Origin of the sequence: Nevskia soli DSM 19509, assembly GCF_000711955.1 — a bacterium.
GTDB classification, from domain to species: Bacteria; Pseudomonadota; Gammaproteobacteria; order Nevskiales; family Nevskiaceae; genus Nevskia; species Nevskia soli.
This window is the reverse complement of sequence record NZ_JONR01000036.1, coordinates 15,973-40,300: the sequence shown is the minus strand read 5'-3', so window position 1 is coordinate 40,300 and position 24,328 is coordinate 15,973. Positions and strand designations below refer to the sequence as shown.

Annotated in this window: 18 protein-coding genes and 1 pseudogene; 8 read left to right on the top strand and 11 right to left on the bottom strand. The window is 66.3% G+C overall.

Annotated elements, in window-relative coordinates; genetic code table 11:
• The first annotated feature begins 314 nt into the window (after window positions 1-314).
• Window positions 315-2,363, top strand: coding sequence for a sigma-54-dependent Fis family transcriptional regulator (locus tag BP26_RS0117580; RefSeq protein WP_029921874.1), 2,049 nt, complete (start codon window positions 315-317; stop codon window positions 2,361-2,363).
• A gap of 215 nt (window positions 2,364-2,578) precedes the next feature.
• Window positions 2,579-2,854 carry a pyrroloquinoline quinone biosynthesis peptide chaperone PqqD gene (gene pqqD / locus BP26_RS0117575; RefSeq protein ID WP_029921873.1) on the top strand — a complete coding sequence of 92 codons (276 nt, stop codon included), beginning with the start codon at window positions 2,579-2,581 and terminating at the stop codon, window positions 2,852-2,854.
• Between the two features lie 64 nt (window positions 2,855-2,918).
• On the opposite strand, the gene acs is transcribed toward pqqD, so the two are convergent.
• A complete protein-coding gene (gene acs / locus BP26_RS0117570) occupies window positions 2,919-4,898 on the bottom strand; it encodes an acetate--CoA ligase (RefSeq protein ID WP_029921872.1) in 1,980 nt (659 codons plus the stop codon).
• 364 nt (window positions 4,899-5,262) lie between these two features.
• Between acs and BP26_RS0117565 the strand changes: the two genes are divergently transcribed.
• Together BP26_RS0117565 and BP26_RS0117560 are read left to right on the top strand one after the other, a co-directional pair.
• A complete protein-coding gene (locus BP26_RS0117565) occupies window positions 5,263-6,993 on the top strand; it encodes a methanol/ethanol family PQQ-dependent dehydrogenase (RefSeq protein WP_084183191.1) in 1,731 nt (576 codons plus the stop codon).
• A gap of 6 nt (window positions 6,994-6,999) precedes the next feature.
• Window positions 7,000-8,223 (top strand): c-type cytochrome, encoded by a 1,224-nt coding sequence (locus BP26_RS0117560; protein ID WP_051749111.1) that lies wholly within the window; start codon window positions 7,000-7,002, stop codon window positions 8,221-8,223.
• A gap of 13 nt (window positions 8,224-8,236) precedes the next feature.
• Here the strand turns inward: BP26_RS0117560 and BP26_RS0117555 are convergent, their stop codons facing one another.
• Genes BP26_RS0117555 through zwf form a run of 3 tightly spaced genes read right to left on the bottom strand, consistent with a single transcriptional unit; the run spans window position 8,237 to window position 11,344 of the window.
• On the bottom strand, window positions 8,237-9,157 hold the full coding sequence (locus tag BP26_RS0117555) for an SIS domain-containing protein (RefSeq protein ID WP_084183190.1): 921 nt from the start codon (window positions 9,155-9,157) through the stop codon (window positions 8,237-8,239).
• Complete coding sequence (gene pgl, locus BP26_RS0117550; RefSeq protein ID WP_029921868.1) at window positions 9,154-9,879, bottom strand: 6-phosphogluconolactonase; 726 nt, start codon at window positions 9,877-9,879, stop codon at window positions 9,154-9,156. The genes BP26_RS0117555 and pgl overlap by 4 nt, the downstream gene beginning before the upstream one ends.
• Before the next feature lies 1 nt (window position 9,880).
• Complete coding sequence (gene zwf, locus BP26_RS0117545; RefSeq protein WP_029921867.1) at window positions 9,881-11,344, bottom strand: glucose-6-phosphate dehydrogenase; 1,464 nt, start codon at window positions 11,342-11,344, stop codon at window positions 9,881-9,883.
• 287 nt (window positions 11,345-11,631) lie between these two features.
• On the opposite strand from zwf, the gene edd reads away from it, so the two are divergent.
• The 3 genes from edd to BP26_RS0117530 all read left to right on the top strand — a co-directional run bounded on the left by edd (window position 11,632) and on the right by BP26_RS0117530 (window position 16,399).
• Window positions 11,632-13,467: a phosphogluconate dehydratase gene (gene edd, locus BP26_RS0117540; RefSeq protein ID WP_029921866.1), complete on the top strand. Its 1,836-nt coding sequence runs from the start codon at window positions 11,632-11,634 to the stop codon at window positions 13,465-13,467.
• A gap of 213 nt (window positions 13,468-13,680) precedes the next feature.
• The gene (locus BP26_RS0117535) at window positions 13,681-14,310 is read left to right on the top strand and encodes a bifunctional 4-hydroxy-2-oxoglutarate aldolase/2-dehydro-3-deoxy-phosphogluconate aldolase (protein ID WP_029921865.1); all 630 of its coding nucleotides are present in this window, start codon (window positions 13,681-13,683) and stop codon (window positions 14,308-14,310) included.
• A 334-nt stretch (window positions 14,311-14,644) separates the two neighbouring features.
• Window positions 14,645-16,399, top strand: coding sequence for an arylsulfatase (locus tag BP26_RS0117530; protein ID WP_084183189.1), 1,755 nt, complete (start codon window positions 14,645-14,647; stop codon window positions 16,397-16,399).
• A gap of 1,422 nt (window positions 16,400-17,821) precedes the next feature.
• On the opposite strand, the gene BP26_RS0117520 is transcribed toward BP26_RS0117530, so the two are convergent.
• Entirely contained in the window at window positions 17,822-19,051 is a 1,230-nt protein-coding gene (locus BP26_RS0117520; protein WP_029921863.1) for an acyl-CoA dehydrogenase family protein, read from the bottom strand.
• A 391-nt stretch (window positions 19,052-19,442) separates the two neighbouring features.
• Window positions 19,443-20,510 (bottom strand): phosphotransferase, encoded by a 1,068-nt coding sequence (locus BP26_RS0117515; protein ID WP_029921862.1) that lies wholly within the window; start codon window positions 20,508-20,510, stop codon window positions 19,443-19,445.
• A gap of 346 nt (window positions 20,511-20,856) precedes the next feature.
• Between BP26_RS0117515 and BP26_RS0117510 the strand changes: the two genes are divergently transcribed.
• Window positions 20,857-21,762 carry a LysR family transcriptional regulator gene (locus BP26_RS0117510; RefSeq protein ID WP_029921861.1) on the top strand — a complete coding sequence of 302 codons (906 nt, stop codon included), beginning with the start codon at window positions 20,857-20,859 and terminating at the stop codon, window positions 21,760-21,762.
• A gap of 183 nt (window positions 21,763-21,945) precedes the next feature.
• Here BP26_RS0117510 and BP26_RS0117505 read toward each other — a convergent pair whose 3' ends face one another.
• The 5 genes and pseudogenes from BP26_RS0117505 to BP26_RS29615 form a co-directional block, all read right to left on the bottom strand.
• Window positions 21,946-22,803, bottom strand: a complete 858-nt coding sequence (locus tag BP26_RS0117505; protein ID WP_029921860.1) for a DJ-1/PfpI family protein — start codon at window positions 22,801-22,803, stop codon at window positions 21,946-21,948.
• A 40-nt stretch (window positions 22,804-22,843) separates the two neighbouring features.
• Window positions 22,844-23,182, bottom strand: a complete 339-nt coding sequence (locus BP26_RS0117500; RefSeq protein WP_029921859.1) for a HepT-like ribonuclease domain-containing protein — start codon at window positions 23,180-23,182, stop codon at window positions 22,844-22,846.
• Window positions 23,172-23,480 carry a nucleotidyltransferase family protein gene (locus tag BP26_RS30675; protein WP_029921858.1) on the bottom strand — a complete coding sequence of 103 codons (309 nt, stop codon included), beginning with the start codon at window positions 23,478-23,480 and terminating at the stop codon, window positions 23,172-23,174. Before BP26_RS30675 ends, BP26_RS0117500 begins: the two co-directional genes overlap by 11 nt.
• 109 nt (window positions 23,481-23,589) lie before the next feature.
• Window positions 23,590-23,958, bottom strand: a pseudogene (locus BP26_RS31160) (type II toxin-antitoxin system VapC family toxin); the annotation flags it as partial.
• Window positions 23,955-24,116, bottom strand: a complete 162-nt coding sequence (locus BP26_RS29615) for a hypothetical protein (RefSeq protein ID WP_157572591.1) — start codon at window positions 24,114-24,116, stop codon at window positions 23,955-23,957. The pseudogene BP26_RS31160 and the gene BP26_RS29615, both read right to left, overlap by 4 nt.
• Window positions 24,117-24,328: the final 212 nt, after the last annotated feature.

Here is a 24,328-nt window from a genome sequence, read left to right as displayed (position 1 = left end):
GCGCCTCAAGAGCAAGGAGCGCGCCAAACACGGATAACGGCGTCCCAGGCCGTTTACGGCCGGGTTGTCCGCCGCGCAACGGCTTGCAGGGCGGCTTTGAAGCGAGGGGCGGATTCAGTGCGGATGCTGTTTCGCGCCCGATGCGGTGTGTCTTGTCTACAGCGCATCCATTGACCGACACGAGATGCTCCAATACGGTGACACTCTGTATCCCCGGCCCTGGCACACTTGCTGCTAACAGGGCGCGCGCCCAGAAGCCGGATGACCGGTTCACCCGAAGCAAGGGACGGGACGCGACACTGGAGGAGTTGAAGATGGCGAATGCAATGGTGGTCAAGCACGCGGAAGATGTACTCCGCACGGTTCACGATTCCCCGGCGGGCGCGGGCGCGCCGCGGTCGACGATCGACATGTCCTGGGGCCGCTGCGTCAATCAGTTCAAGCTCGATCCTTCCCGTCTCTACACACCGATGGTGGTGGATCGCGACCGCCTGAAGGAGCGCCAGGCGCAGCACGAGGAACTGGTCGAGATCGCACGCGCCGAGATGGACTCGCTGTATGAGCAGATTTCCGGCTCCGGTTACGCGCTGCTGCTGACCGATGCCAGCGGCGTCATCCTGTGCGAGAAGATCGATCCCACCCTGAAGCAGATGTTCCGCAGCGCCGGCCTTACCGTCGGCGCGGACTGGAGCGAGCAGCACGAAGGCACCAACGGCATCGGCACCTGCATCGCCGAAGCGCGGCCGGTGACGGTTTACCGGGACGATCACTTCCGCGTGCGCCACATCGGCCTGTCCTGCTCCGGCGCGCCGATCCGCGATTCCAGCGGCCAGGTGGTGGCCGTGCTGGACGCCTCCAGCGCCGATGCGCGCGCGCCCAGGGTGAGCCAGATGCACACCATGGCGCTGGTCAACATCTCGGCCCATCTGATCGAGAAATGCCTGTTCCTGCGTCGTCACCGCCACCAGTCGATCCTGCGTTTCCACCACCGCCCCGAACTGGTCAACCTGCTGCACGACGGCGCGCTGGCGCTGGCCGAGGATGGCACCGTGATCGCCGCCGACATCACCGCCGCCAAGCTGCTCGGCGTCGAGGACCGGCGCGAACTGATCGGCCGCCCGCTGCGCGAAATCCTCGATACCGGGATGCGCGAGCTGGGTGCGATGGAGCATGCGCTGCGCAACGCCATCTGGCAGGTCCGCGACGTGCGGCACGGGCGCCGCTACTTCGCCAGCCTGGTGCGCGGCGGTCGCCACGACGACGGGCCCGCGCCCTCGCCGATGCCCGCGCGGGAAACCCGTACCGTGGTGGAAGTGGCCGCCGCGCCGGCCGCCGCCGGGCCGATGACCCTGGAAGATGTCGCCGGCGAAGATCCGCAGATGCTGCGCAACATCCGCAGCGCGCACCGCATCGCCAGGAGCCAGGTTTCCATCCTGATCCGCGGCCCCACCGGCTCGGGCAAGGAGGCTTTCGCCAAGGCCCTGCATCTGGCCAGCGACCGTGCCGGCAAGGCCTTCGTCGCCGTCAACTGCGCGGCGATTCCGGAGTCGCTGATCGAGAGCGAGCTGTTCGGCTACAAGTCCGGCGCCTTCACCGGCGCGCGCAAGGAAGGCATGCGCGGCAAGATCCTGCAGGCCGACGGCGGCACCCTGTTCCTCGACGAGATCGGCGACATGCCGCTGCTGTTGCAGACCCGGCTGCTGCGGGTGCTGGAGGAGCGCGAAGTGGTTCCGCTCGGCAGCGAAACGCCGATCACCGCCGACCTGCGCGTCATCTCCGCCTCGCATCGCAACCTGCTCGACATGATCCAGCGCGGTACCTTCCGCGAGGATCTGTACTACCGGCTCAACGGCATCACCCTGGAGTTGCCCTCGCTGGCGCAGCGTTGCGACAAGGACCGCCTGATCCGCCAGATCATCGCCAGCGAAACCAGCGACGGGCGCCCGGTGGCGGTGGAGATCGATGCGTTCGAGCAACTGCTGCGTTACCAGTGGCCGGGCAACATCCGCGAGCTGCGCAATGTCATCCGCACCGCCCTGGCCATCTGCGAGGGCGGCCTGGTGTGCCTGGCGGACCTGCCGCGCGAGATCCGCGACTGGACGCCGCCCGCCGCCGCTGCGCCGCCCGCACTGCCCGCACTGCCCGCAACGGTGGTGGATGCGTCCGCGCCGGATGCGGCGACCTCCAACGACGGCACGCCGCTGGAAGTCGCCGAGCGGGCGGCGCTGCTCTCGACCATCGAGAAGCATCGCTGGAACATGAGCAGCGCGGCGCAGCAGCTCGGCATCAGCCGCAATACCCTGTACCGCAAGATCAAGCGGCATGGCATCCCGCTGGCCGACTTCCGCTGCAACAACCTGTAATGCCCGTGTGACACTGTGTACCACCGGAGACGTCGCCACTGACACAGGCGGCGTCCCCGGGGCTTGAATCCGCCGCGCCGGCCGATGCGCGGACGCAGCGAACCGGCTTTTTCCATTGCGGCCCAAGTGGCACAGCCCCTGCTAGTGACGCGGCATCGGGCGGACGCGCTGCGTCCACCTCACCAAACCGCAGTTCCACGCCGGGATACGCTTTCATGGCCGAAGCCAAAGGCGGCACACACATGCGCCTCTCCCCTGCCATCCGCCTGCAGCGGGAGCGGGCAAGCGGTGCCCATGTCCTGCTCGCGCCGGAAGGTGCCGTGCAACTCAACCAGAACGCCGCGGACATCCTCGGCTTGTGCGATGGCCGCCACAGCGCCGACGACATCGCGCGCGAACTGACCCGCCGCTTCGACAGCGCCACCCTGGGCGAGGATGTGCACCAGTTCCTCGACGCGGCGCGCGACCACGGCTGGATCGTGGACGCCTGACGGCGACTGGCTGCGCGCGCCGGAAAACGCCGAGCCGGCCGTTTCCCGGCCGGCTCGTGTGTGCTCAGGCCGCGGCGCTGGCCCGCGCCTCGGCGGCGCACAGCTGCCCGAGAATGGCTTCGTTCTCCAGCGTCGAAGTGTCCTGGGTGATGGTTTCGCCGCGGCCGACGGTGCGCAGCAGGCGGCGCATGATCTTGCCGGAGCGGGTCTTCGGCAGTCCGTCGACGAATCGGATTTCGTCCGGCTTGGCGATGGCGCCGATGCGCGTGCCGACCCACTCGCGCAGCTCCGCAGCCAGGCCGTCGGCGACCGCCGCATGGCGTTCGCCCCTGGCCACCACGAAAGCCAGCACCGCCTCGCCCTTGATCTCGTGCGGGCGCCCGACCACGGCCGCCTCGGCCACGCGCGGATGCGACGCCAATGCGCTTTCGATTTCCGCGGTGCCGAGGCGATGCCCGGACACGTTGAGCACATCGTCGATGCGGCCGAGGATCCAGATATAGCCGTCCTCGTCGCGGTGCGCGCCGTCCCCGGCGACGTAGACCTGCTTGCCGAACTGGCCGAAGTAGGTTTTCTCGTACCGCGCATCGTCGCCCCAGATGGTGCGCAGCATCGACGGCCAGGGCTTGTTCACCACCAGGTAGCCGCCTTCGTACGGCGCGGTGACCGGCGCACCTTGTTCGTCGACGATGTCGACGGCGATCCCCGGCAATGGCCGCGTGCAGGAGCCGGGCTTGGCCGCCACCACGCCGGGCACCGGCGCAATCATGGCGGCGCCGGTCTCGGTCTGCCACCAGGTGTCGACGATCGGGCAGCGTTCGTTGCCGATGACGCGGTGGTACCACATCCAGGCCTCCGGGTTGATCGGCTCGCCCACCGTGCCGAGCAGCCGCAGGCTGCCGAGGTCGTGCCGTCGCGGCAGCTCGTCGCCGTTGCGCATCAGCGCGCGGATGGCGGTGGGCGCGGTGTAGAAAATGCTGACCTGGTGCGCGGCGATCATGCGCCAGAAGCGCTCCGGGTCCGGGTGCGTCGGCACGCCCTCGAACACCACCTGGGTCATGCCGTTGAGCAGCGGCCCGTAACAGACGTAGCTGTGCCCGGTGATCCAGCCGACGTCGGCGGTGCACCAGAACACATCGTCCGGCCGCGGATCGAACACCCACTGCATGCTGGTCATGGCGCCGAGCAGGTAGCCGGCGGTCGAATGCTGCACGCCCTTGGGCTTGCCGGTTGAACCTGAGGTGTAGAGCAGGAACAGCGGAAACTCCGCTTCCACCCATTCCGGTTCGCATACCGCCAGCTGTCCGGCGACCACGTCGTCCCACCAGATATCGTGTTCGCGGTTCCAGGCGATCGCTGCGCCGTTGCGCCGATATACCACCACCTGCCGGACCGTATCGTAGCCGGCGGCCAGCGCGGCATCGACGGTATCCTTCAGCGGCACCAGGCGTCCGCCGCGCGGCGCCGCATCCGCGGTGATCACCAGCCGGGCGCCGGCATCGCGGATGCGGTCGCGCAGCGAGTCGGCGGAGAAGCCGCCGAACACCACCGAGTGGATCGCGCCGATACGCGCGCAGGCCAGCATGGCGATGATCGCCTGCGGTCCCATCGGCAGGTAGATCACCACGCGGTCGCCCTTGTGCAGGCCCAGCGTGCGCAGGCCGTTGGCGAAGCGGCATACCTCGGCATGCAGCGCGCGATAACTGTAGCGCTGCACCGTGCCCTCGTCGGACTCGAAGATCAGCGCGGTCTTGTCGCCGCGGCTGTCGAGGTGGCGATCCAGCGCGTTATAGGAGGCATTGAGCCAGCCGTCGGCGAACCACTTGAAGAACGGCGGATGCGAGTCGTCCAGTCCCTGCGTGAACGGCAGCTTCCAGCTCAGGTTGCGCCGCGCCTGGCGCGCCCAGAATCCGGAGTGGTCTTCCGCCGCCTCGCGGTACAGCGCCGCCAGTGCCGCCGCCGATGGCTGTGCCGTTTCGCTGAAAGTTGCGGGCGGTGCGAAGCTGCGGCCCTCGTGCGGGGCCGATTCAATCTTGTCGTTCATGGTCTCCTCGATGCGGCGGTCTGATGCCCGAAAGGGCTTGCCCCCTTAGCAAGCAAGGTGCCACGCAAGGTCGTTTGCGCGCATCCCCTGCAAGCCACGGCTCCACATCGTGGCCGGCACTGCGTGTGCCGTTACACACTGTCCCATGGCGATGACACGCTGCCCTGTCGATGTACCGCCGCCATCGGAAAGAAGGCCGGATCGAAGTCCGTTCCCGGGAAAAATCCGGTCATCACGCCGTTCTCGCCGATGGCATCGAAGTTGCTTTTAAGCGCGCCCGTGAGCCGTGGCCCTGGGTGGCGCGGCCGACACGACCAGCTTCGATATTGCCCGACCGGGTGCGCGACAAGTGGAGGAGAATAAGATGAGCGTGACCATATCTGGTTCGATGCACAGCCGATTGAAGGGGCGGCTGCTGCTCTGTACAACGATGCTTGCAACCCTGCTGGTGCCGGCATTCGGCGCGACAGCGCAGGCGGCCGACTACCCATCCGTTACCGATGCCAGGCTCGGCGCCGCCGCAAGCGACGAAGGCTGGCTGATGTATCGCCGCGACTACTCCAGCGATGGCTATGCGCCGTTCAGCGACGTCAACGCCGGCAACGTCAACGGCCTCAAGGTGGCGTTCGATTACAAGACCGGGCTCGACCAGGGCCACGAGTCGCCCCCCATCGTCAACGGCAACATGATGTTCATCACCACGCCGAAGAACCACCTGATCGCGCTCGACGCGACCACCGGCAAGGAAATCTGGAAGTACGAGCATGACCTGTCCAAGGTCGGCCTCAAGACCGTCTGCTGCGATGTCGTCAACCGCGGCGTGGCCCTTTACGACAACAATGTCTACATGGCCACGCTGGACAACTACGTCATCGCCTTCGATGCGCCCACCGGCAAGATCAAGTGGAAGCAGAAGCTGCAGGCGGCGGACGTGGGTTATGCCCTGACGCTGGCACCGCTGGTGGTCAAGGGCAAGATCGTCGTCGGCGTTTCCGGCGGCGAATACGGCGCGCGCGGCTTCATCGAGGCGATGGACGCCAAGACCGGCAAGATGGCCTGGAAGACCTACACCATTCCCGCGCCGACCGAGCCGGGCGGCGACACCTGGCCCAAGGGTGCCTACAAGACCGGCGGCGGCGCCGCCTGGCTGACCGGCACCTACGATCCGGAAACCGACACCCTGCTGTGGGGCGTCGGCAATCCCGGTCCCTGGCTGGCCACGCTGCGTCCGGGCGAGAACCTCTACACCGACTCCGTCATCGCCATGAACCCGGCCACCGGCAAGATCAAGTGGCACTTCCAGTACACGCCGCACGACACCTGGGACTACGACGGCACCAACGAAACCGTCGCCACCAACCTCACCTATGAAGGCAAGCCCTACAAGGCCGTGGTCTCGGCCAGCCGCAACGGCTGGTTCTACGCCATCGACCGCACCAACGGCAAGCTGATCTACGCCGAGAAGTTCGCCCACGCCACCTCCGTCGCCGGCATGAAGGACGGCAAGCCCTACACCGACGAGGCGATGCGCCCGACGGTGGACAAGGAAGTCTTCACCTGCCCCAGTTTCCTGGGTGGCAAGAACTGGTGGCCCATCGCCATCAACCCGCAGACCCAGATGGCCTATGTGCCGACCATCCACACCTGCATGACCATGAAGGGCGGCGCCGTCAGCTACAAGGCCGGCCTGCCGTTCCTCGGCGAGTCCTTCAAGGTGGTGCACGACCCGGATGACAAGAACTGGGGCGCGGTGCAGGCCATCGACCTCAATACCGGCAAGCAGGTATGGAACTACGAGAGCGCCCTGCCGTGGAGCGCCGGCATGCTCTCCACTGCCGGCGGCCTGGTCTTCACTGGCTCGGCCGACGGCCACTTCATGGCCTTCGACGCCAAGACCGGCAAGGTGCTGTGGCAGAGCGAGCAGCTCAGCTCCGGCGTCATCGGCGTGCCCACCACCTACCGTGTCGGCGGCAAGCAGTTCGTCGCCGTCTATGCCGGCTGGGGCGGCGCCATCCCGATCTGGGGCGGCGAGATGGTCGATGACGTGAAGAACATCCCGCTCGGCGGCCACCTCTACGTCTTTGCCCTGCAATAAGCAGCCATGGCCAACCGAATCCAAGTCAATTCACTGCGACTGGTTTCGATGGTCCTCTTCGCCGCGGTGCTCATGCACCGCGGCGCGGAGGCCGCCGAACTCAAGGTCTGTGTCGACAAAAGCAACCCCGCTTCGCGCATGGACGTCAGCGTCGCCACGGCTGTCGGCCGGCTGCAGGGCGATACCACGCGCATCGTCTGGTTCGACGGCCAGGGCGACGGCGACGATGGCATCTCGCCGCGCAGATTCCACAAGCTGACCGGCAGCGAGTGCCAACTGGTGCTGGGCTTCCCGGTGGACGTGCAGGACGCCGTGCTGCCCGAGGGCGTGCATGCCACATCCCCCTATGCCCGCACCGGCTTCGTGCTGGTGACGCGCAAACACGCCGTCGACTCGCTGGACCGTCTGCCGAAGGACAGCGTGGTCGCCGTCACCTACATGACCGCGCCCAACCTCTACTTCGCCGATCATCCGGGCCTTTCACCGCTGGTATTCGCCAACAACGCCGGAGCGCTGCACGCGCTCGACCATGGCGACGTCGCGGCGGCGATGCTGTGGCGTCCCTACATTGCGCAGCGTCTGCACGGCAAGGCCAGCACGGCAACCATGAGCGCCCTCGACGAGCCGCACGCGAAGTGGAACCTGGTCGCGCTCTACGGCGATGCCTCTGAGGCCGAAGCCCGGCGCTTCGAGCAGGGCATCGAGCAGTTGCGCCAGTCGGGCGCACTGAAAAAGCTGCTGCAACCCTACGCCGACGTCATGGAGCCCGCGCCGGCTCCGGCCGTTGCCGCCAGCCATCCCGGGCGGTTCGCCATGACCCGGTGGCCATCGGCGCAACTTCTTGCAGTTGCCGGGAAGAAGCAGGCCGCGAACGCCAAGGTTCCGCCCGCTCTCTACACGCCGGACCAGGCCGAGGCCGGCAAGCAGTCCTTCCAGAGCAATTGCGCCGTCTGCCACGGTCCCACCCTCGAAGGCCGTGCCGGACCCGCGCTGAAAGGGCCGGGCTTTGCCAACCCGCAAGCCAAGTTCAGCGTCGGCGACGTGTTCCAGATCCTGTCCCTGAACATGCCCGCGCCCGCGCCGGGCACCTTGCCGCACGAAGACTACGTCAACATCATGGCCTTCATCCTGCAACAGAACGGCTATCCCGCCGGCGCCAGCCCCTTGACCTTCGAGGCCGCCGGCAAATCCAAGGTCAAGCTGCTCTACCGGGACGAGCCTGCCAGCTAGCCTTCCAGCTGGCCTAGCTTTCCAGCTGGTGGATGCGCTTGTCGCGTAGCGTCTGCTTGGCCCGCTCCAGCCGCTTCACCAGCGCCGGCCCCATGGTCAGCGCCACGCCGACGCAGAGCACGTCGATGATCGCCAGGTGCGCCAGGCGCGAGATCATCGGCGCGTAGATTTCCGGATCCTCCGGCACATCCGCATACAGCGGAACGCTCGCCAGCTTCGCCAGCGGCGAGCCGCCGGCGGTGATGGCGATCACCTCGGCACCGGACTCCAGCGCGATCTCCACGCTGCCCAGCATGTCCGTGGTGCGGCCGCTGGCCGAGATCGCCACCACCGCGTCGCCGCGCTTGAGCACCGTCGCCGCCATCGCCATCGTATGCGTATCGGTGTAGGACACCGCCGGCACGCCGAAGCGGAACAGCTTGTGCTGCGCATCCAGCGCCACGATGCCCGAGTTGCCCACGCCGTAGCACTCGATGCGCCGCGCCTTGGCCAGAATCTTCACCGCGCGGCTCAGCTGCGCCGGGTCGAGATGGTTGCGCACATTGATCAGCGCGCCGATGGTGCGGTCGAACACCTTCGGCGCCACCAGCTCCAGCGCATCGTCCGGCCCCACGTCCTGATGCACGAAGGGCACACCGGAAGCCAGGCTCTGGGCCAGCCGCAGCTTGAATTCCTTGTAGCCGGAAAAGCCCAGCGCCGCGGCGAAGCGCGCCACCGTCGGCTGGCTCACGCCCACGCGCTGCGCCAGCTCGGCGATGGACAGATGCAGCACCTCGCTCGGCCGCGCCAGCACCAGCTCCGCCACCGCGCGCTCCGATTTGCGCAGCTCCGCCACCGTCGCCGCGATGCGCGCCAGCAGCGAACTCTGCTGCACCAGCGCCGCGCTCTCGACGCGCACTTCCTCGGCGGCGGCTGTAGCGCTGTCTACCTTCATGGGCTGAAGAACACGTGCACCGGCACCGCATCCTGCTGCAAAAATGCGGCGATGGGATGCTGCTCCGGCATGCTGCGCGCCGCCAGCTCGATCGCCGCGCGCTTGCCCTCGCCGGCAATGAGAATCGCCACCAGCCGCGCATCCAGTAGCGCGCGCAAGGTCAGGCTGATGCGCCGGTGCGGCGCATCCTTCGGTGTCACCGCCGCCAGCCGCTGCGGCCGGCGCACATCCAGCGCCGCCGGCGTGGCATCCGCGCCCGGGAACATCGAAGCCGTGTGGCCGTCATCGCCCACGCCCAGCAGCACCGCGTCATAAGGATGCGGCACCGTGGCCAGCGCCTGCTCGGCCGCCGCCAGATGCTGTTCCGGCGTCACGCCCACATCCACCAGCGGCACGAAGCGCGCCGCCGCGGCAGCGCCGCGCAGCAGATGCCGCCGCACCAGGTTCTCGTTGCTGTCCGCATCGTCCGCCGCCACCCAGCGATCGTCCGCCAGGCTCACCACGATCTTGTCCCAGGCCAGCGCCTGCACCGACAGTGCCTCGAAAAACGCCGTCGGCGAGCGCCCGCCGGAAACGATCAGCGAGCCCGCGCCGCGCTCGCTCACGCCGCGCCGCAACGAGCCCGCCACCAGCGCCGTCAACGCCTGCGCCGTCTCCGCGCCGCTCGCAAACAGATGCTGTCGTACCGAGGCCGGGAGTTGCAGCGGGGCAGGGACCGTCATCTCAACTCTCCTCGCGCCAGGCGTGCCCGTCGCGCGCGATCAGCGCACTCGAAGCGGTGGGCCCCCAGGTGCCGGCGGGGTAGGACTTCAGCGGCTGTCCGCCGCGCTCCCAGGCATTGAGGATCGGCTCCAGCCACAGCCAGGCCGCGTCCAGCTCGTCGCGCCGCATGAACAGCGTCAGCTTGCCGTGAATCACATCCATGATCAGCCGCTCGTACGCATCCCACTGCCGCGTGCGATACGTCTCGGACAACGCCACGTCGAGCTGGATCGGCTGCAGGTGCATGCCTTCGCCCGGCACCTTCGCCATCAGGTCCAGGCGCAGGCCCTCGTCCGGTTGCAGGCTGATCACCAGCCGGTTGGACGCGGATTCGCCGCTGCTCGCGCGCAGCATCGGATGCGGCACGCCGCGGAAATTGATCACGATCTCCGCCAGCCGGTCCTGCATGCGCTTGCCCGTGCGCAGATAGAACGGCACGCCCGCCCAGCGCCAGTTGCCCAGCTCCGCCTTGATCGCCACGAAAGTCTCGGTGCGGCTGCCCGCCGGAATGCCTTCTTCCTCCAGGTAACCCGGCACCGGTTTGTGCCCGATGGCGCCGGCGCGGTACTGCCCGCGCACCGTGCGCGCCGCCACATCCTCGCCGGTGATCGGCTTCAGCGCGCGCAGCACCTTAAGCTTCTCGTCGCGCATCGTATCGGCGTCGATGCTAGCCGGCGGCTCCATCGCCACGATGCACAGCAGCTGCAGCAAATGGTTCTGCACCATGTCGCGCAGCGCGCCGGTGCTGTCGTAGAACTCGCCGCGCCCTTCCACCCCCACCGTCTCGGCGATGGTGATCTGCACATCGTGCACCCAGGAGCGGTTCCACAGCGGCTCGAACAGCACATTGCCGAAGCGCAGCGCAATCAGGTTCTGCACCGTCTCCTTGCCCAGGTAATGATCGATGCGGAAGATCTGGTGCTCGGCGAACACCGCGCCCACATCCTCGTTGATGCGGCGGGCGGAAGCCAGATCGCGCCCCAGCGGCTTCTCCAGCACCACGCGGCTGTCCGGCGTCACCAGACCGGCGCGGCCCAGGCTGGCGCAGATGCCCGCGAACAGGCTCGGCGCGGTGGCGAGGTAAAACACCCGCACCCGCGAGCCCGCATCCTTCAGCTTCTCCACCAGCCCCTGGTAATCCTGCTCCTGGTTCGCATCCAGCCGCAGATAATCCAGCCGCTGCGCGAACGCCGCCCAGGCGCTGTCGCTGAAATCCTTCACCGGCACGTAAAGGCGGCAATTCTCCAGCGCCAGCGCCAGGTATTCCTCGCGCGAGAGCGGCTGTCGCCCGGTGCCGACGATGCGCCAGGCCGCATGGGCGCTGCTGTCGCGGTGGCGGTAATACAGCGCCGGCAACAGCTTGCGCATCGCCAGGTCGCCGCTGCCGCCGAACAGGATGAAATCGAATGCCTCGAGCGCCGCCATTTCGCTACGTCTCCTTGCGATGGAGCCGGGCCCCATCCCGATCAGCCTGAAATTGCCCGCACGGAATATGTATTAATACTACACAATTATGAACCGGGATGCAGCCCGTAACGCCGCCCGCAAATGCGGGCCGGGCCAGCGGCGCAGGGTAATGTACCCTCGCGATTGTGATGATTTGTTGACGCCCCGCTGTGTAAAGCGTGCGTTCCGCATCAAATCATGTAGTATTAATACACGATCCGCACGCCAATCCGCCGTACCGGCCGATCGGCTCCAGAGGCTTGGACATGAGTCTTCACCCAGTCGTTGCCGCCGTTACCCGGCGCATCCGTGAGCGCAGTGCCGCCAGCCGCGCCACCTACCTGCGCCACGTCGAAGCCGCGCGCCAGGCCGGCACCACGCGCGCGCAAATCTCCTGCACCAACCTCGCGCACGCCTTCGCCGCCTCCCCGGCGGACGACAAGCAGGCCCTGCGCGCCGCGCGCTGGCCCAACCTCGCCATCGTCTCCGCCTACAACGACATGCTCTCCGCGCACCAGCCCCTGGCGCGCTTCCCCGAGATCATCAAGGACGCCGCCCGCAAGGCCGGCGCCGTCGCCCAGTTTGCCGGCGGCGTGCCCGCCATGTGCGACGGCGTCACCCAGGGCCAGCCCGGCATGGAGCTGTCCCTGTTCTCGCGCGACGTCATCGCCATGTCCACCGCCATCGCCCTCTCGCACAACGTCTTCGACGGCGTGCTGTGCCTGGGCGTCTGCGACAAGATCGTCCCCGGCCTGCTCATCGGCGCCCTCCAGTTCGGCCACCTGCCCACGGTGTTCGTACCGGCCGGTCCCATGACCTCCGGCATGGCCAACAACGAGAAGTCCCGCATCCGCCAGCTCTACACCGAGGGCAAGGTCAGCCGCGAGCAACTGCTCGAAGCCGAGATGCAGTCCTACCACGGCCCCGGCACCTGCACCTTCTACGGCACCGCCAACAGCAACCAGATGCTGATGGAAGTCATGGGCCTGCACCTCCCCGGCGCCGCCTTCGTCAACCCGAATACCCCGCTGCGCGATGCCCTCACTCGCGCCGCCGCCCAGCGCGCCGTGCGCATCACCCGGCAGGGCGGCGAATACACGCCGATAGCGGAAGTCATCGACGAGCGCGCCATCGTCAACGGCATCGTCGGCCTGCTCGCCACCGGCGGCAGCACCAACCACACCATCCATCTCGTCGCCATCGCCCGCGCCGCCGGCATCGTCATCGACTGGAGCGACTTCGACCGCCTCTCCGACATCGTCCCCCTGCTGGCCCGCATCTACCCCAACGGCAGCGCCGACGTGAACCAGTTCCATCAAGCCGGCGGCATGGGCTTCCTCATGCGCGAACTCCTCGGCGAAGGCCTGCTTCATGCGGACGTGAAAACCGTCGACGGCCCCGGCCTCTGGCGCTACACCCGCGAGCCCTTCCTCTACGGCGGCGAACTCCACTGGCGCCCGGCCGCCGCCTGCAGCATGGCCCCGCAGATCCTCGCCGACGCCGAGCGCCCCTTCAGCGCCGACGGCGGCCTCAAACTCCTCACCGGCAACCTCGGCCGCGCCGTCATCAAGACCTCCGCCGTCAAGCCCGAGCACCGCATCGTCGAAGCCAAAGCTCTCGTCTTCGACGACCAGGAAGACGTCCTCGCCGCCTTCAAGCGCGGTGAACTCCATCGGGATTTCATCGCCGTCGTCCGCTACCAGGGCCCCCGCGCCAACGGCATGCCCGAACTGCACAAACTCACGCCTGCGCTAGGCGTATTGCAGGATCAAGGCTTCAAAGTCGCCCTCGTCACCGACGGCCGCATGTCCGGCGCCTCCGGCAAAGTCCCCGCCGCCATCCACGTCACCCCCGAATGCCTCAACGGCGGCCCGCTCGCCAAAATCCGCAGCGGCGACGTGATTCGTCTGGACGCCACCGCCGGCACCCTCGAAGCCCACGTAGACGCCGACGAGTGGCTGCAACGCGAAGTCATCGTCCCCTCGATGGAACACAACCACCACGGCATGGGCCGCGAACTCTTCGCCAGCGCCCGCGCCATGGCCTCCGGCGCTGAGCAGGGCGGCATCATCTTCAACGCCGCCATGTCGGCCGCCGCGTGAACGCGCGCCGGCAACTACGCCAAGCCGCGAGCGCAAAGTTGAAGGCTGTGAACACATGAACAGCAAAAACACCCGTTCGCCCCGAGTGAATCGCGCAGCGATTTGTATCGAGGGGCCAAGCGCAAGACCGCAGCGCTGGCTCCTCGATACACCCGCTACGCGGGCACCCGGAGCGAACGGGTTTCAGCAATAAGTCCGTCCGAGGCAAAATCCATGAACGTCCACGACCTCCTCCGCGCCGCCCCCGTCATGCCCGTCATCGTCATCGACGACGCCGCCCAGGCCGTCCCTCTCGCACGCGCCCTGGTAGAAGGCGGCATCCGCGTACTGGAAGTTACCCTGCGCACCCCCGCCGCCCTGCAAGCCATCCGCGCCATCGCCAGGGAAGTGCCGGACGCCATCGTCGGCGCCGGCACCATCGTCAACGCGCACGACCTCCAGCAAGCCCGTGAAGCCGGCGCAAGGTTCGGCGTCAGCCCCGGCGCCACCCCCGAACTGCTGGCCCTCGGCCGGGCAGGGGACTGGCCCTACCTTCCCGGCGTCATGACCCCCTCGGACCTCATGGCCGCACTCGCCGCCGGCTACAACACCCTCAAATTCTTCCCCGCCGCCCAGGCCGGCGGCATCCCCATGCTCAAGGCCCTCGGCGGCCCCTTCCCGCAAGTCACCTTCTGCCCCACCGGCGGCATCACCCCCGCCACCGCCCCCGACTACCTCGCCCTGCCCAACGTCGCCTGCGTCGGCGGCTCCTGGCTCACCCCCGCCGCCCTCCTGCACGCCCGCGACTGGCCCGCCGTCACCAGGCTGGCCGCACAAGCCGCAGCCCTCCCGCGCCCCGAATAACAAAGGTCAAATAAGAGAGCCCGCTTTTGTAGGGCGGCCCGTGGCCGCCGCTGCGCGAAACAACCGGCGACCGCAGGCCGCCCTACGATCAACCGATCCCCGCGCATTCCTCTCTGGCCTCGTAGCCCGGGAAGCGCGCAGCGCTACCCGGGACTGCCGCGCCATCGCCCGGGGCGGCCAACCAGCCCTTATTCCCCGCCCATCTATCCTTCTAATCTCTCCGGATGAATCCCCCGCACCCCGCATCCGATAGCGTAAATTCCGGCAACTCAAAACCGCGCTGACGGGTAACACCCGCGCGCGAGCCGCGCACATAAAAACCGGAGCAGGGGCCATGACTCGAATCGACACGCGCAAGCCAGGCGCAAGGCTGCACGCCTTGCTGGCCATCGCCGGCCTCGTCACCCTGTCCGCCTGCGGCAGCTCCGGCTCACCCGGCGGTTCCGGCAGCAACGCCCGCCCCAACGTCATCATCATCCTCGCCGACGATCTCGGCTACTCCGACCTCGGCGCCTTCGGCAGCGAAATCAGCACCCCGAACATCGACCAGCTTGCCCAGGAGGGCAAGGTCCTCACCAACTTCCACGCCACGCCGCTGTGCGCCACCTCGCGCGCCAACCTCCTCACCGGCGCCGATCACCACCTCGTCGGCATGGGCACCCTGCCGGAGAGCACCTACTTCTACGCCGGCGACGCCAACTACAAGGGCAACCTCACCGACAACACCCTCACCATCGCCCAGGTCCTGCACGACAACGGCTATCACACCTACATGGCCGGCAAGTGGCATCTCGGCGGCGGCGGCCCGGTGAAATGGGGCTTCGAGCAATCCTTTTCCATGGACTACAGCGCCGCCTTCGGCAGCAACTACGCCGCCACCCCCACGCGTGCCGAATCCGCCGCCCGCGCCTATTACGAAAACGGCACCCAGGCCACCCTTCCGGCCGACTTCTACTCCAGCGACTACTTCGTCAGCCGCCTGCAAAGCTACATCGGCGCCGACCACGGCGACGGCAAACCCTTCTTCGCCTACCTCGCCTTCCAGGCCGTCCACTTCCCCCTGCAAGTGCCGGACGCCTACCTCAGCCTCTACAAAGGCAAGTACGACGCCGGCTACGACGCCATCCGCAACGCCCGCCTGCAAAAGCAGAAAGCCCTCGGCATCGTCCCGCAGGACTTCACCCCCAACCCCGGCGACGAAGCCGTGATGGTCCGCTTCGGCCAGCCCGGCGTCCTCACCAACCAGGCCTGGGACACCCTCTCCGCCGCCGACAAGCGGAGCGAAGCCCGCATCATGGAAGTCTTCGCCGGCATGCTCACCAATCTGGACGACAACGTCGGCAAACTCATCGCCTACCTCAAGCAGATCGGCGAATACGACAACACCCTCATCGTCTTCGTCTCCGACAACGGCGCCGACGGCATGGGCTACGGCTTCATCCCCTACGTCGATAGCACCGGCAACACCGACATCGACAACAGCCTCGCCAACTACGGCCGCCCCGGCTCCTTCATCTTCCGCAGCACCCGCTGGGCCGAAGCCGGCACCGCGCCCCTGCGCCTGTTCAAGGGCTTCACCGCCGAAGGCGGCATCTCCGTCCCCGCCATCGTCCGCCTGCCGCGCCAGGGCGCAGGCCAAAGCCCCAGCCCCGCGCTCGCCTCCCTGCTCGACGTCGAGCCCACCATCCTCGCCGCCGCCGGCGTCGCCACGCCGGGCGCGCAATACCAGGGGCGCACGGTCGCGCCGCCGGAAGGGCAGTCCCTGTTACCGTTATTGAATGGCCAGCGCAGCGCCGTCTATGGCGCCACCGACGTCATCGCCGACGAAGTCAACGACATCCGCTACGTCCGCAAAGGCCCGTGGAAATTAACGCGCGTGGTGAACTACCTGCTGCCCTCGTCGGCGGCCCTGATCGACCACGACTGGCAGCTCTACAACATGGACACCGATCGCGGCGAAACCACCGACGTCGCCAGCGCCAACCCCCAGATCGTCGCCGAGCTCATCGCCGACTGGGCCGTCTACGTCACCCGCGTCGGCGTCGCCCAGCCCATCCTGCCGCCGCTGCTGCCGCCGATCGACCAATAAACAAGCCGGCTCGAGGCCGGCTTAAGTGCGAAACACCCGGTGGTTTTTGCGCCGCCGTGGTCCTACAGGATGTGCGCGACGAGCGCGCCGAAAACTGCCCCGCCGCAAAACGCAACAGCAGCCCAGGTGTAGCGCCGCTTTACCCGTTCACGTCCCAGCCGGTGATCGTAATAAGTCATCATGATCTGCATTCCTGCGCCTGAGCGCCTGTTTTGTTTTGAATGTCATCGCCGGTTCCCGCTGCCGGTTCAGTAGCCGGCCATACAACTCCATGCACACGGTCACGGGCGGCGCGGATGGCAGGGCAAGGCAGGTGGGGGAGCGGCATCCCGGCAAGCGGGGCGCGGGCAACAGGCTCGCATCGCCGCGCGACCGCTGCCATCAGCTCTTGTTACCTGCCTTCACCGCGGCTCCTGCCGGCACGTGTAGGGCGCTGGAAGCGGGCACTCCGTTGCGTCAAACAGCGTAACAAAATGCCCGCCATATGGGAGGTCCCAGCCCTGCAATGGCCTCGGCCAGCCGCCGGCCTGGCGCCGCCAGGCCTATAAAATCATCAGGAATATCAATCGCATGGCGGAGTGGCGGCACCAAGGCCGCATCACGCATAGTTATTTTTTACCACGCAGGCACGTGGCTGCTTTTAGCGGCTTTCAGCAACCGGCGGGCCCGCTCGCGCAAACCTTCAGGTTAAATGCAAAGCCAGTCCGGCCGCGATGCCGAAAAGAAAAGCCCAGAGCGCCCACTGGACGTCAACGTCGATGGTCCGCACCTGTGCCCGGCGCGGTTGTTGAATCGATTGCATGTTTACTCCCCCAAGACGACTGCGATCATACCGCGCCCTCGCACGGCAGCCGCAAAGCTGAGCCTGTAGTTCCCTTACGCCCAACTTACGCAAACGGATGTCAGGGGATCATACCCAGGATTGTCGCCGCAACGCTAGAAAGCCCGCCGACGTTTACGTTTCTTTGCCGGTTATCAGGAATACCGTTCAGTTTATAACCCGCCCAGGAGGCCATGAGAGCCACCCAAGAGGGGGGTGAGCCGGATCAGGTGAATGTCCACTGGACATTCACCCCGGCGAACGCCCGGCCTCCATCCCCTCTCCCCTGCGACCGGAGGGAGTCCCCGTGGGACGGGAGAGGGCTAGGGAGAGGGGTAAGCCCGCAGCGAAGTGCTCATCCGCCAAACACCACGCACCCTGCTTTTCCCCCGCTCCAGCACCACCCTCCGTTCGCCCCGAGTGAATCGCGAAGCGATTTGTATCGAGGGGCGGCCCAGCGCCGAGCCCTCATCCGCGCTGAAGACTCCGCCATCCCTCAACCCAACGCCGTCATACCGGCGAAAGCCGGTATCCAGAGCCTGATCGCGCACACCTCGAACGCCCTGGTACCGCCTTCCGCCAGCACAACCAAATCGATACGCCTACCGCCCCTTCAAAACCCCCGCCGGCGCATGCATCCCCAACTCCATCTTCCCGATCTGGTTCCGATGCACCTCATCCGGCCCATCCGCCAGCCGCAGCGTGCGCGCCTGCGCATACGCATACGAAAGCCCGAAGTCATCGGTAACACCGCCGCCGCCATGCGCCTGGATCGCCCAGTCGATCACCTGGCAGGCCATGTTCGGCGCCGCCACCTTGATCATCGCAATCTCCTTCGCCGCGATCTTGTTCCCCACCTTGTCCATCATGTAAGCCGCCTTCAGCGTCAGCAGCCGCGCCGAATCGATCAGGATGCGCGCTTCCGCAATACGCTCCAGCGTCACCGTCTGCGCCGCCACCGGCTTGCCGAACGCCACCCGCGACAGCGTCCGCTGGCACATCTTCTCCAGCGCCCGCTCGGCGAGGCCGATCAGCCGCATGCAATGATGGATCCGCCCCGGCCCCAGCCGCCCCTGCGCAATCTCGAAGCCGCGCCCCTCACCCAGCAGCATGTTCGAAGCCGGCACCCGCACATCCTCGAACAGCACCTCCGCATGCCCATGCGGCGCATCGTCATACCCGAACACCGGCAGATGCCGCAGCACCTTCACCCCCGGCGTATCCTTCGGCACCAGGATCATCGACTGCTGGCTGTGCCGGCTCGGATGATCCGGGTCCGTCTTCCCCATGAAGATGAAAAGCTTGCAGCGCGGATCATTGGCCCCCGATGACCACCACTTGCGCCCGTTGATCACATACTCATCCCCATCCCGCTTGATCAGGCTGGCAATGTTCGTCGCATCGCTGGACGCCACCGCTGGCTCCGTCATCGCAAAGCAGGAGCGGATCTTGCCGGCCAGCAAAGGCTCCAGCCACTCCTTCTTCTGCGCCTCCGTGCCATAGCGCACCAGCACCTCCATATTCCCCGTATCCGGCGCCGAACAATTGAAAATCTCCGGCGCCCAGATCACCCGCCCCATGATCTCGCACAGCGGCGCGTACTCCAGATTCGTCAGCCCCGCGCCCAACGAAGACTCCGGCAAAAACAGATTCCACAGCCCCTCCGCCTTCGCCTTCTCCTTCATCACCTCCATGATCTTCGTCGGCTGCCACCGATCCCCCTCCGCCACCTCCTCATGGAAGCGCTTCTCGTTGGGGTACACATGTGCATCCATGAAGCCCTTCAACCGCCCCATCAACTGCTTCGTCTTGTCCGAATACTCGAAATCCATGGTGTGTTCCTCCGTACCGCTGTGTACCAAAATAATCCGAAACCGCTTCCACTCCCCTCTCCCTACGGGAGAGGGGCAGGGGTGAGGGGCGCTTTTGATGTCACCTGGCCCCATCGCCTCCGTTCGTCCCGAGTGAATCGCGCAGCGATTTGTATCGAGGGACGAGGGTCACAAAGCACCAACTCTCCTCAACTGCTCCCCCAACGCTATTGGGTATGCGGAGCTAACAGTAGGGCGGCCTGTGGCCGCCGCATCCAACCCCATACACTCACTCCGTTCGTCCCGAGTGCCCGCGAAGCGGGTGTATCGAGGGACCAAGGCGACCGTCCAGCTCAGCGCCGTTAGGATGTGCAGAGGGAAGCGCATCATCCACCGCGCCGCCCCACCACCATCACCCCCGCGCCAAAATCTTCCCCACCAGCTTCCACCCCTGATCCCCCAGCGGCTGCACCGCCGCCCCCATCATCGCCGCCTGCGGACTCGCCGCCGTCCCATCCTTCACCCGCCCCGCGATCCCCTGAAGAATCGCCGCCAGCCGGAACAAGTTGTAAGCAATATAAAAATCCCAGTGATTCGGATCGATCCCCTCGCGCCCGGTCCGCCGGCAATAAGCCGCCACATAATCCTGCTCGTTCGGAATCCCCAGCGCCGCCAGATCCACCCCAGCCAACCCGCGGAATACCCCCTTCGGGATGTGCCACGTCATGCAGTGATAGGCAAAGTCCGCCAGCGGATGCCCCAGCGTCGAAAGCTCCCAGTCCAGCACCGCCAGAATCTTCGGCGCCGCCGCATCCAGTATCAGATTGTCCAGCCGGTAATCCCCGTGGACGATCGAAGTCTCATCCCCCGGCGGAATATGCTGCGGCAGCCACTCGATCAGCCGCTCCATCGACTCGATCTTCTGCGTCTCCGAAGCCCGGTACTGCTTGCTCCACCGGTCGATCTGTCGCGCAAAGTAATTCCCCGGCTTGCCGTAATCGGCGAGCCCCACCGCCGCATAGTCCACCGTGTGCAGCTCCGCGATCACCCGGTTCATCTCATCGAAGATCGCCGCCCGCTCCGCCGGCTCCAGCCCCGGCAAGGCAGGGTCCCACAGCACCCGCCCGTCCACCCAATCCATCACATAAAACGCCGTGCCGATAACCGAGTCGTCCTCGCACAGGCACCACGTCTTCGCCACCGGCACCGCCGTCCCATGCAGCGCCGTAATCACCTTGTACTCCCGGTCCACCGCATGCGCGGAAGGCAGCAGCTTCCCCGGCGGCTTCCGCCGCAACACATAGCGCTTCCCGCCCGCAATCAGCCCAAACGTAGGATTCGACTGCCCGCCCTTGAACTGCACCACCTGCAGCGGCCCTTCATACCCCGCCACATGCTCACGCAGATAAGCCTCCAGCTTCGCTTCATCAAAGCGATGCTTCTCCCGCACCTCGGTGGTACCCGCAAACTCCTGGCTCATGCGCTAAGTTCTCTTCCGTATCGAATCCAGTAAAACCATCATGCCCCGAAGAACCCCTCTCCCGTTTACGGGATAGGGGCAGGGGAGGGGGCTGGGGTGAGGCGCCAGCCTATAAACAGTAGGGCGGCCCGTGGCCGCCGATGCTTCTCACCCGCCCAGCAAAAAAGCCCCGTTCGTCCCGAGTGAATCGCGCAGCGATTCGTATCGAGGGATGAGCCCAGGCGACACCCAGCCCAAAGCCGCAACCAAAAAGGCCAAAAGCCCCAAAAGCGCGACATTTGCCCCAGCCTAAGCCCCCCACTAAGCTCATTCAAATGAATCCCCTGCATCCCCGGTCATAAGCCCCATGCATCTCAACCGCGTGGACCTCAACCTGCTCGTGGTGCTGGACGCCATCTACACCGAAGGCGGCATCACCAAGGCCGCCCGCAAGCTCCACCTCACCCAGCCCGCCATCAGTCACGCCCTCTCCCGCCTGCGTGAAATGTTCGGAGACCCCCTGTTCGAGCGCCAGGGCCAGGCCATGGTCCCCACACCCCTGGCCCGCGGCATCATCGAGCCCGTGCGCCGCTCCCTGCGCAACCTGGAAATCACCCTCAACCAGGTCGCCCGCTTCGACCCCGCCACCAGCCAGGTCAAATTCACCATCGCCGTGCGCGACGTGCTCGAAGCCACCCTCCTGCCCGCGCTCATGGAGCGCGTCGCCAGGCAAGCCCCGCATATAGAAATCGCCGCCGTCCGCGCCGACCGCCGCGAGCTCGAGTCCGAACTCGCCATGGGCACCCTGGACGCCGCCATCGACGTCCTCCTCCTGCCCCTGTCCGAACACATCCACCACGCCCCCATCGGCGTCGATCCCCTCGTCGTCGTCGCGCGCAAAGGCCACCCCACCGTGCGCCCCGGCCTGACCATCGAGACCTACCTCAAGCAGGACCACATCCTCGCCAGCTCCCGCCGCGCCGGCCCCGGCATGGAAGACATGGAACTGGGCCGCCACGGCCACCAGCGCAACATCCGCCTCCGCTGCCAGCACTACTTCGCCGCCTGCAGCGTCGTCAGCCGCACCGACCTCATCCTCACCATGCCGGAAACCTACGCCCGCATCGCCAGCAAACAGTTCGGCAACCAGATCCTCCCCTTCCCCCTGGCCATGCCCACCCTGGACGCGCACCTCTACTGGCACGCCAATGTGGAAGCGGAGCCGGCGAATAAATGGCTGAGGGAAAGAGTGATGGAAGTTTTTAAGGCTTGAACTGCTTACCTCTCCCTTGCGACCGAAGGGAGTCCCCGTGGGACGGGAGAGGTCGCGCCGGAGGGCATTTGGCTCGGGCACAGAGTGCCTAAATGGCACTCTGTGTTAAGCCAAATGCGGGAGGGGTAGCTTTCAGCCAGCCGCACCCTCCGTTCGTCCCGAGTGCCTTGCGAAGCAATCCGTTCAAGCCTGGCTGATGCGCTCCGCGAACGCCCGCGCAAACGTATAAACATCCCCCGGCCACCGCGCCGAAACATAATTCCCATCCCGCACCACCCAAGCCGCTTTCGAGTCGCCAGCCGAATCCCGCACCACTCCGCTGGTCTTGGCAAACTGATGCGGCGCATCCCGCGGCACGTCGATGAAATCCTCCGCCTTCTCCAGCGCCCGCGTCACCTCGGCCTGCACGCTCATGTACCCCGCCGGCTGCCCCTTGGCCTCGCTGTAGGTGCGGTAATAACCCGGGTCCCAGAACCGCGCCAGGAATTTGGATAGCAGCCAGCCGGATTTCTCCAGCTTCCAGGTCAGCGCCGTGGTCTTGCGCCCATACAGCACGGAGCGGCCGGTCTTCTTCGAAATGCTGCGCGCGGCCAGCACCACGCCGTGGCACACCGCGCCCACCGGCTTGCCGCTGTCGAAGAAGTCGGCCACGAAACCTTGCAGTACCGCGCTCTCCAGGTAGGCGCGCATGCGCTTGGCGTGCCCGCCTGGCAGCACCAGCGCCTCGAAGTCGTCCACCCGCAGGTCTTCGTAACGCAGCGGCTTGAGGAACTGCGCGTCCCGCTCCAGCGCCCGGTAGGCCCGCCGCGCGCCGCCCTGGGCGCGCAGGCTCAGGCCGATCAGGCGGATCTTGCGCAGCAGCGGGATGAAGCCCCAGGGGTCCAGCCCTTCGCCGCTGATCATGATCGGGTCCGCATACCCGCGCTGCCCGTCCGGCGTGGCGAAGTGCAGGGTGTGCCCCGCCGCCTTCAGCACCTGCCAGGTCACCGCCACCTCGGTAGGGTCGAAGTCCTGGTTGGGGATGGCGATGAGGATTTTCATGATGCCGGGGATTGTATCGCCCAGGCCGGTCGGCGGCCGATCAGCTGCCGGCGAGTGTCTCAAGATCCGTCAACAGCTGCGGCAGTTTGCTCTGCACCAGATCCCAGACCAGGCGGTCGTCCACCTCGGCATAGCCATGAATCAGCACATTACGAAAGGCGATGAGCTTGCGGTAGTCCCTGATCGTCCGGGCGGTTTCGAGACTGGTCTTGGCCAGCTTGTTGACCGCCTCGCCGGCGATTTCAAACTGGCGCTCCACCCCGGACCGCAGCAGCGGGTCGGCAAGATAATCGTCCAGGGTCTTTCCCGCGGTAAAGCTGGCAATCGCGCGGGCAGCGCGCTCAATATCGAATACGTATTTGCGCGCCTCAAGCTGCATAAAGCAGATCGCGGGAGCTTTCTATGCTTTGCAGGAAGTAAGGGTTGCGTATCGCGCTAGATACCACTAGGTCCACCGGCCGGCCAAACAGCTGGCCCAGGTCTTCCAGCAACCCGAAATAGTGATCGGAATACTCCCCCGATCCCAGCGGCGCGAATTCCACCAGAAAGTCCAGATCGCTGGATGCAGGGTCGAAGTTGCCGGCCGCCGCCGAGCCGAATAGCTCCAGCTGCCGCACATGGTGCTTGCGGCAAAGGGCCTCGACTTGCCCGCGGAGCTTGGCGACCGTTTCGTGCATAAATCGATTCTACCTCAGGCGCTTGGAATGGACTAAGGCACAGACTTCCGCCGTCCCCAGTAGGGCGCCGTCGCTTCAACCAGTTCTCCAGCCTCAGCCCAGGCACCCGCTCGAATTCCCGCGTATTGGCCGAAACCAGCACCGCGTCTTCCGCCAGCGCCTGCGCGGCAATCCATAGATCGTTTGAGCTGATGGGCGTCCCCTGCGTCTCCAGCCGCGCCCGCAGCCGCGCATGCTCGTGGATGGCCTCGTCCGTGAGATCGAGGACGCCGTCCATACGGCCGTGGAATTCCTCCACCCGGCTCCGGTCGGCTTCGATGTCCCTGCCCAGCAAGGCGTACTTTTCCAGCCCGAACCAGAGCTCGGCCGAAACCATGAAGGGCAGGTAAAGCCGCCCCATATGGCGCACCAGTCGCGACAGCACCCGGCGCTCGTTCTTGAGCGCGGCAATGCAGATATTGGTGTCGAGCAGGATCATTTGGCCCGGCGCCGCGCGGCGGGTTTGCGGGCGCCCAGGTCAAAGTCCACCGGCCGCTCCGGCCCGGTAGCCCGCAACTCGGCGGCATCCAGTTCGACGCCCAGCGCGGGCCTGGCGAAAAACTCATCCCATCCTCCGCGCTTTGCTTTGACGAACAACCCGCCCGCTGCTCGATCACCACCTAGCCTTCAGGCAGCTCGAACGCCTTGGGAATGCGTACCGCCTGGCTATTGCCGGCGCGGAAAATACGGGTGGGAAGGCTCTTGCGGGGGTCCATTCATCGGAGTGCTCCAGACAAATGTGATTACATAGTGTTATCACAAATCTGGTGACGACTGGCGGGCCGCCCTATGCCTCCGGCAAGCGTACC

Excerpts from the sequence above, each read along its gene's own strand:
- BP26_RS0117580 (WP_029921874.1), top strand. The coding sequence starts at position 315 with ATGGCGAATGCAATGGTGGTCAAGCACGCGGAAGATGTACTCCGCACG.
- pqqD (WP_029921873.1), top strand. The coding sequence starts at position 2,579 with ATGGCCGAAGCCAAAGGCGGCACACACATGCGCCTCTCCCCTGCCATC.
- acs (WP_029921872.1), bottom strand. The coding sequence starts at position 4,898 with ATGAACGACAAGATTGAATCGGCCCCGCACGAGGGCCGCAGCTTCGCA.
- BP26_RS0117565 (WP_084183191.1), top strand. The coding sequence starts at position 5,263 with ATGAGCGTGACCATATCTGGTTCGATGCACAGCCGATTGAAGGGGCGG.
- BP26_RS0117560 (WP_051749111.1), top strand. The coding sequence starts at position 7,000 with ATGGCCAACCGAATCCAAGTCAATTCACTGCGACTGGTTTCGATGGTC.
- BP26_RS0117555 (WP_084183190.1), bottom strand. The coding sequence starts at position 9,157 with ATGAAGGTAGACAGCGCTACAGCCGCCGCCGAGGAAGTGCGCGTCGAG.
- pgl (WP_029921868.1), bottom strand. The coding sequence starts at position 9,879 with ATGACGGTCCCTGCCCCGCTGCAACTCCCGGCCTCGGTACGACAGCAT.
- zwf (WP_029921867.1), bottom strand. The coding sequence starts at position 11,344 with ATGGCGGCGCTCGAGGCATTCGATTTCATCCTGTTCGGCGGCAGCGGC.
- edd (WP_029921866.1), top strand. The coding sequence starts at position 11,632 with ATGAGTCTTCACCCAGTCGTTGCCGCCGTTACCCGGCGCATCCGTGAG.
- BP26_RS0117535 (WP_029921865.1), top strand. The coding sequence starts at position 13,681 with ATGAACGTCCACGACCTCCTCCGCGCCGCCCCCGTCATGCCCGTCATC.
- BP26_RS0117530 (WP_084183189.1), top strand. The coding sequence starts at position 14,645 with ATGACTCGAATCGACACGCGCAAGCCAGGCGCAAGGCTGCACGCCTTG.
- BP26_RS0117520 (WP_029921863.1), bottom strand. The coding sequence starts at position 19,051 with ATGGATTTCGAGTATTCGGACAAGACGAAGCAGTTGATGGGGCGGTTG.
- BP26_RS0117515 (WP_029921862.1), bottom strand. The coding sequence starts at position 20,510 with ATGAGCCAGGAGTTTGCGGGTACCACCGAGGTGCGGGAGAAGCATCGC.
- BP26_RS0117510 (WP_029921861.1), top strand. The coding sequence starts at position 20,857 with ATGCATCTCAACCGCGTGGACCTCAACCTGCTCGTGGTGCTGGACGCC.
- BP26_RS0117505 (WP_029921860.1), bottom strand. The coding sequence starts at position 22,803 with ATGAAAATCCTCATCGCCATCCCCAACCAGGACTTCGACCCTACCGAG.
- BP26_RS0117500 (WP_029921859.1), bottom strand. The coding sequence starts at position 23,182 with ATGCAGCTTGAGGCGCGCAAATACGTATTCGATATTGAGCGCGCTGCC.
- BP26_RS30675 (WP_029921858.1), bottom strand. The coding sequence starts at position 23,480 with ATGCACGAAACGGTCGCCAAGCTCCGCGGGCAAGTCGAGGCCCTTTGC.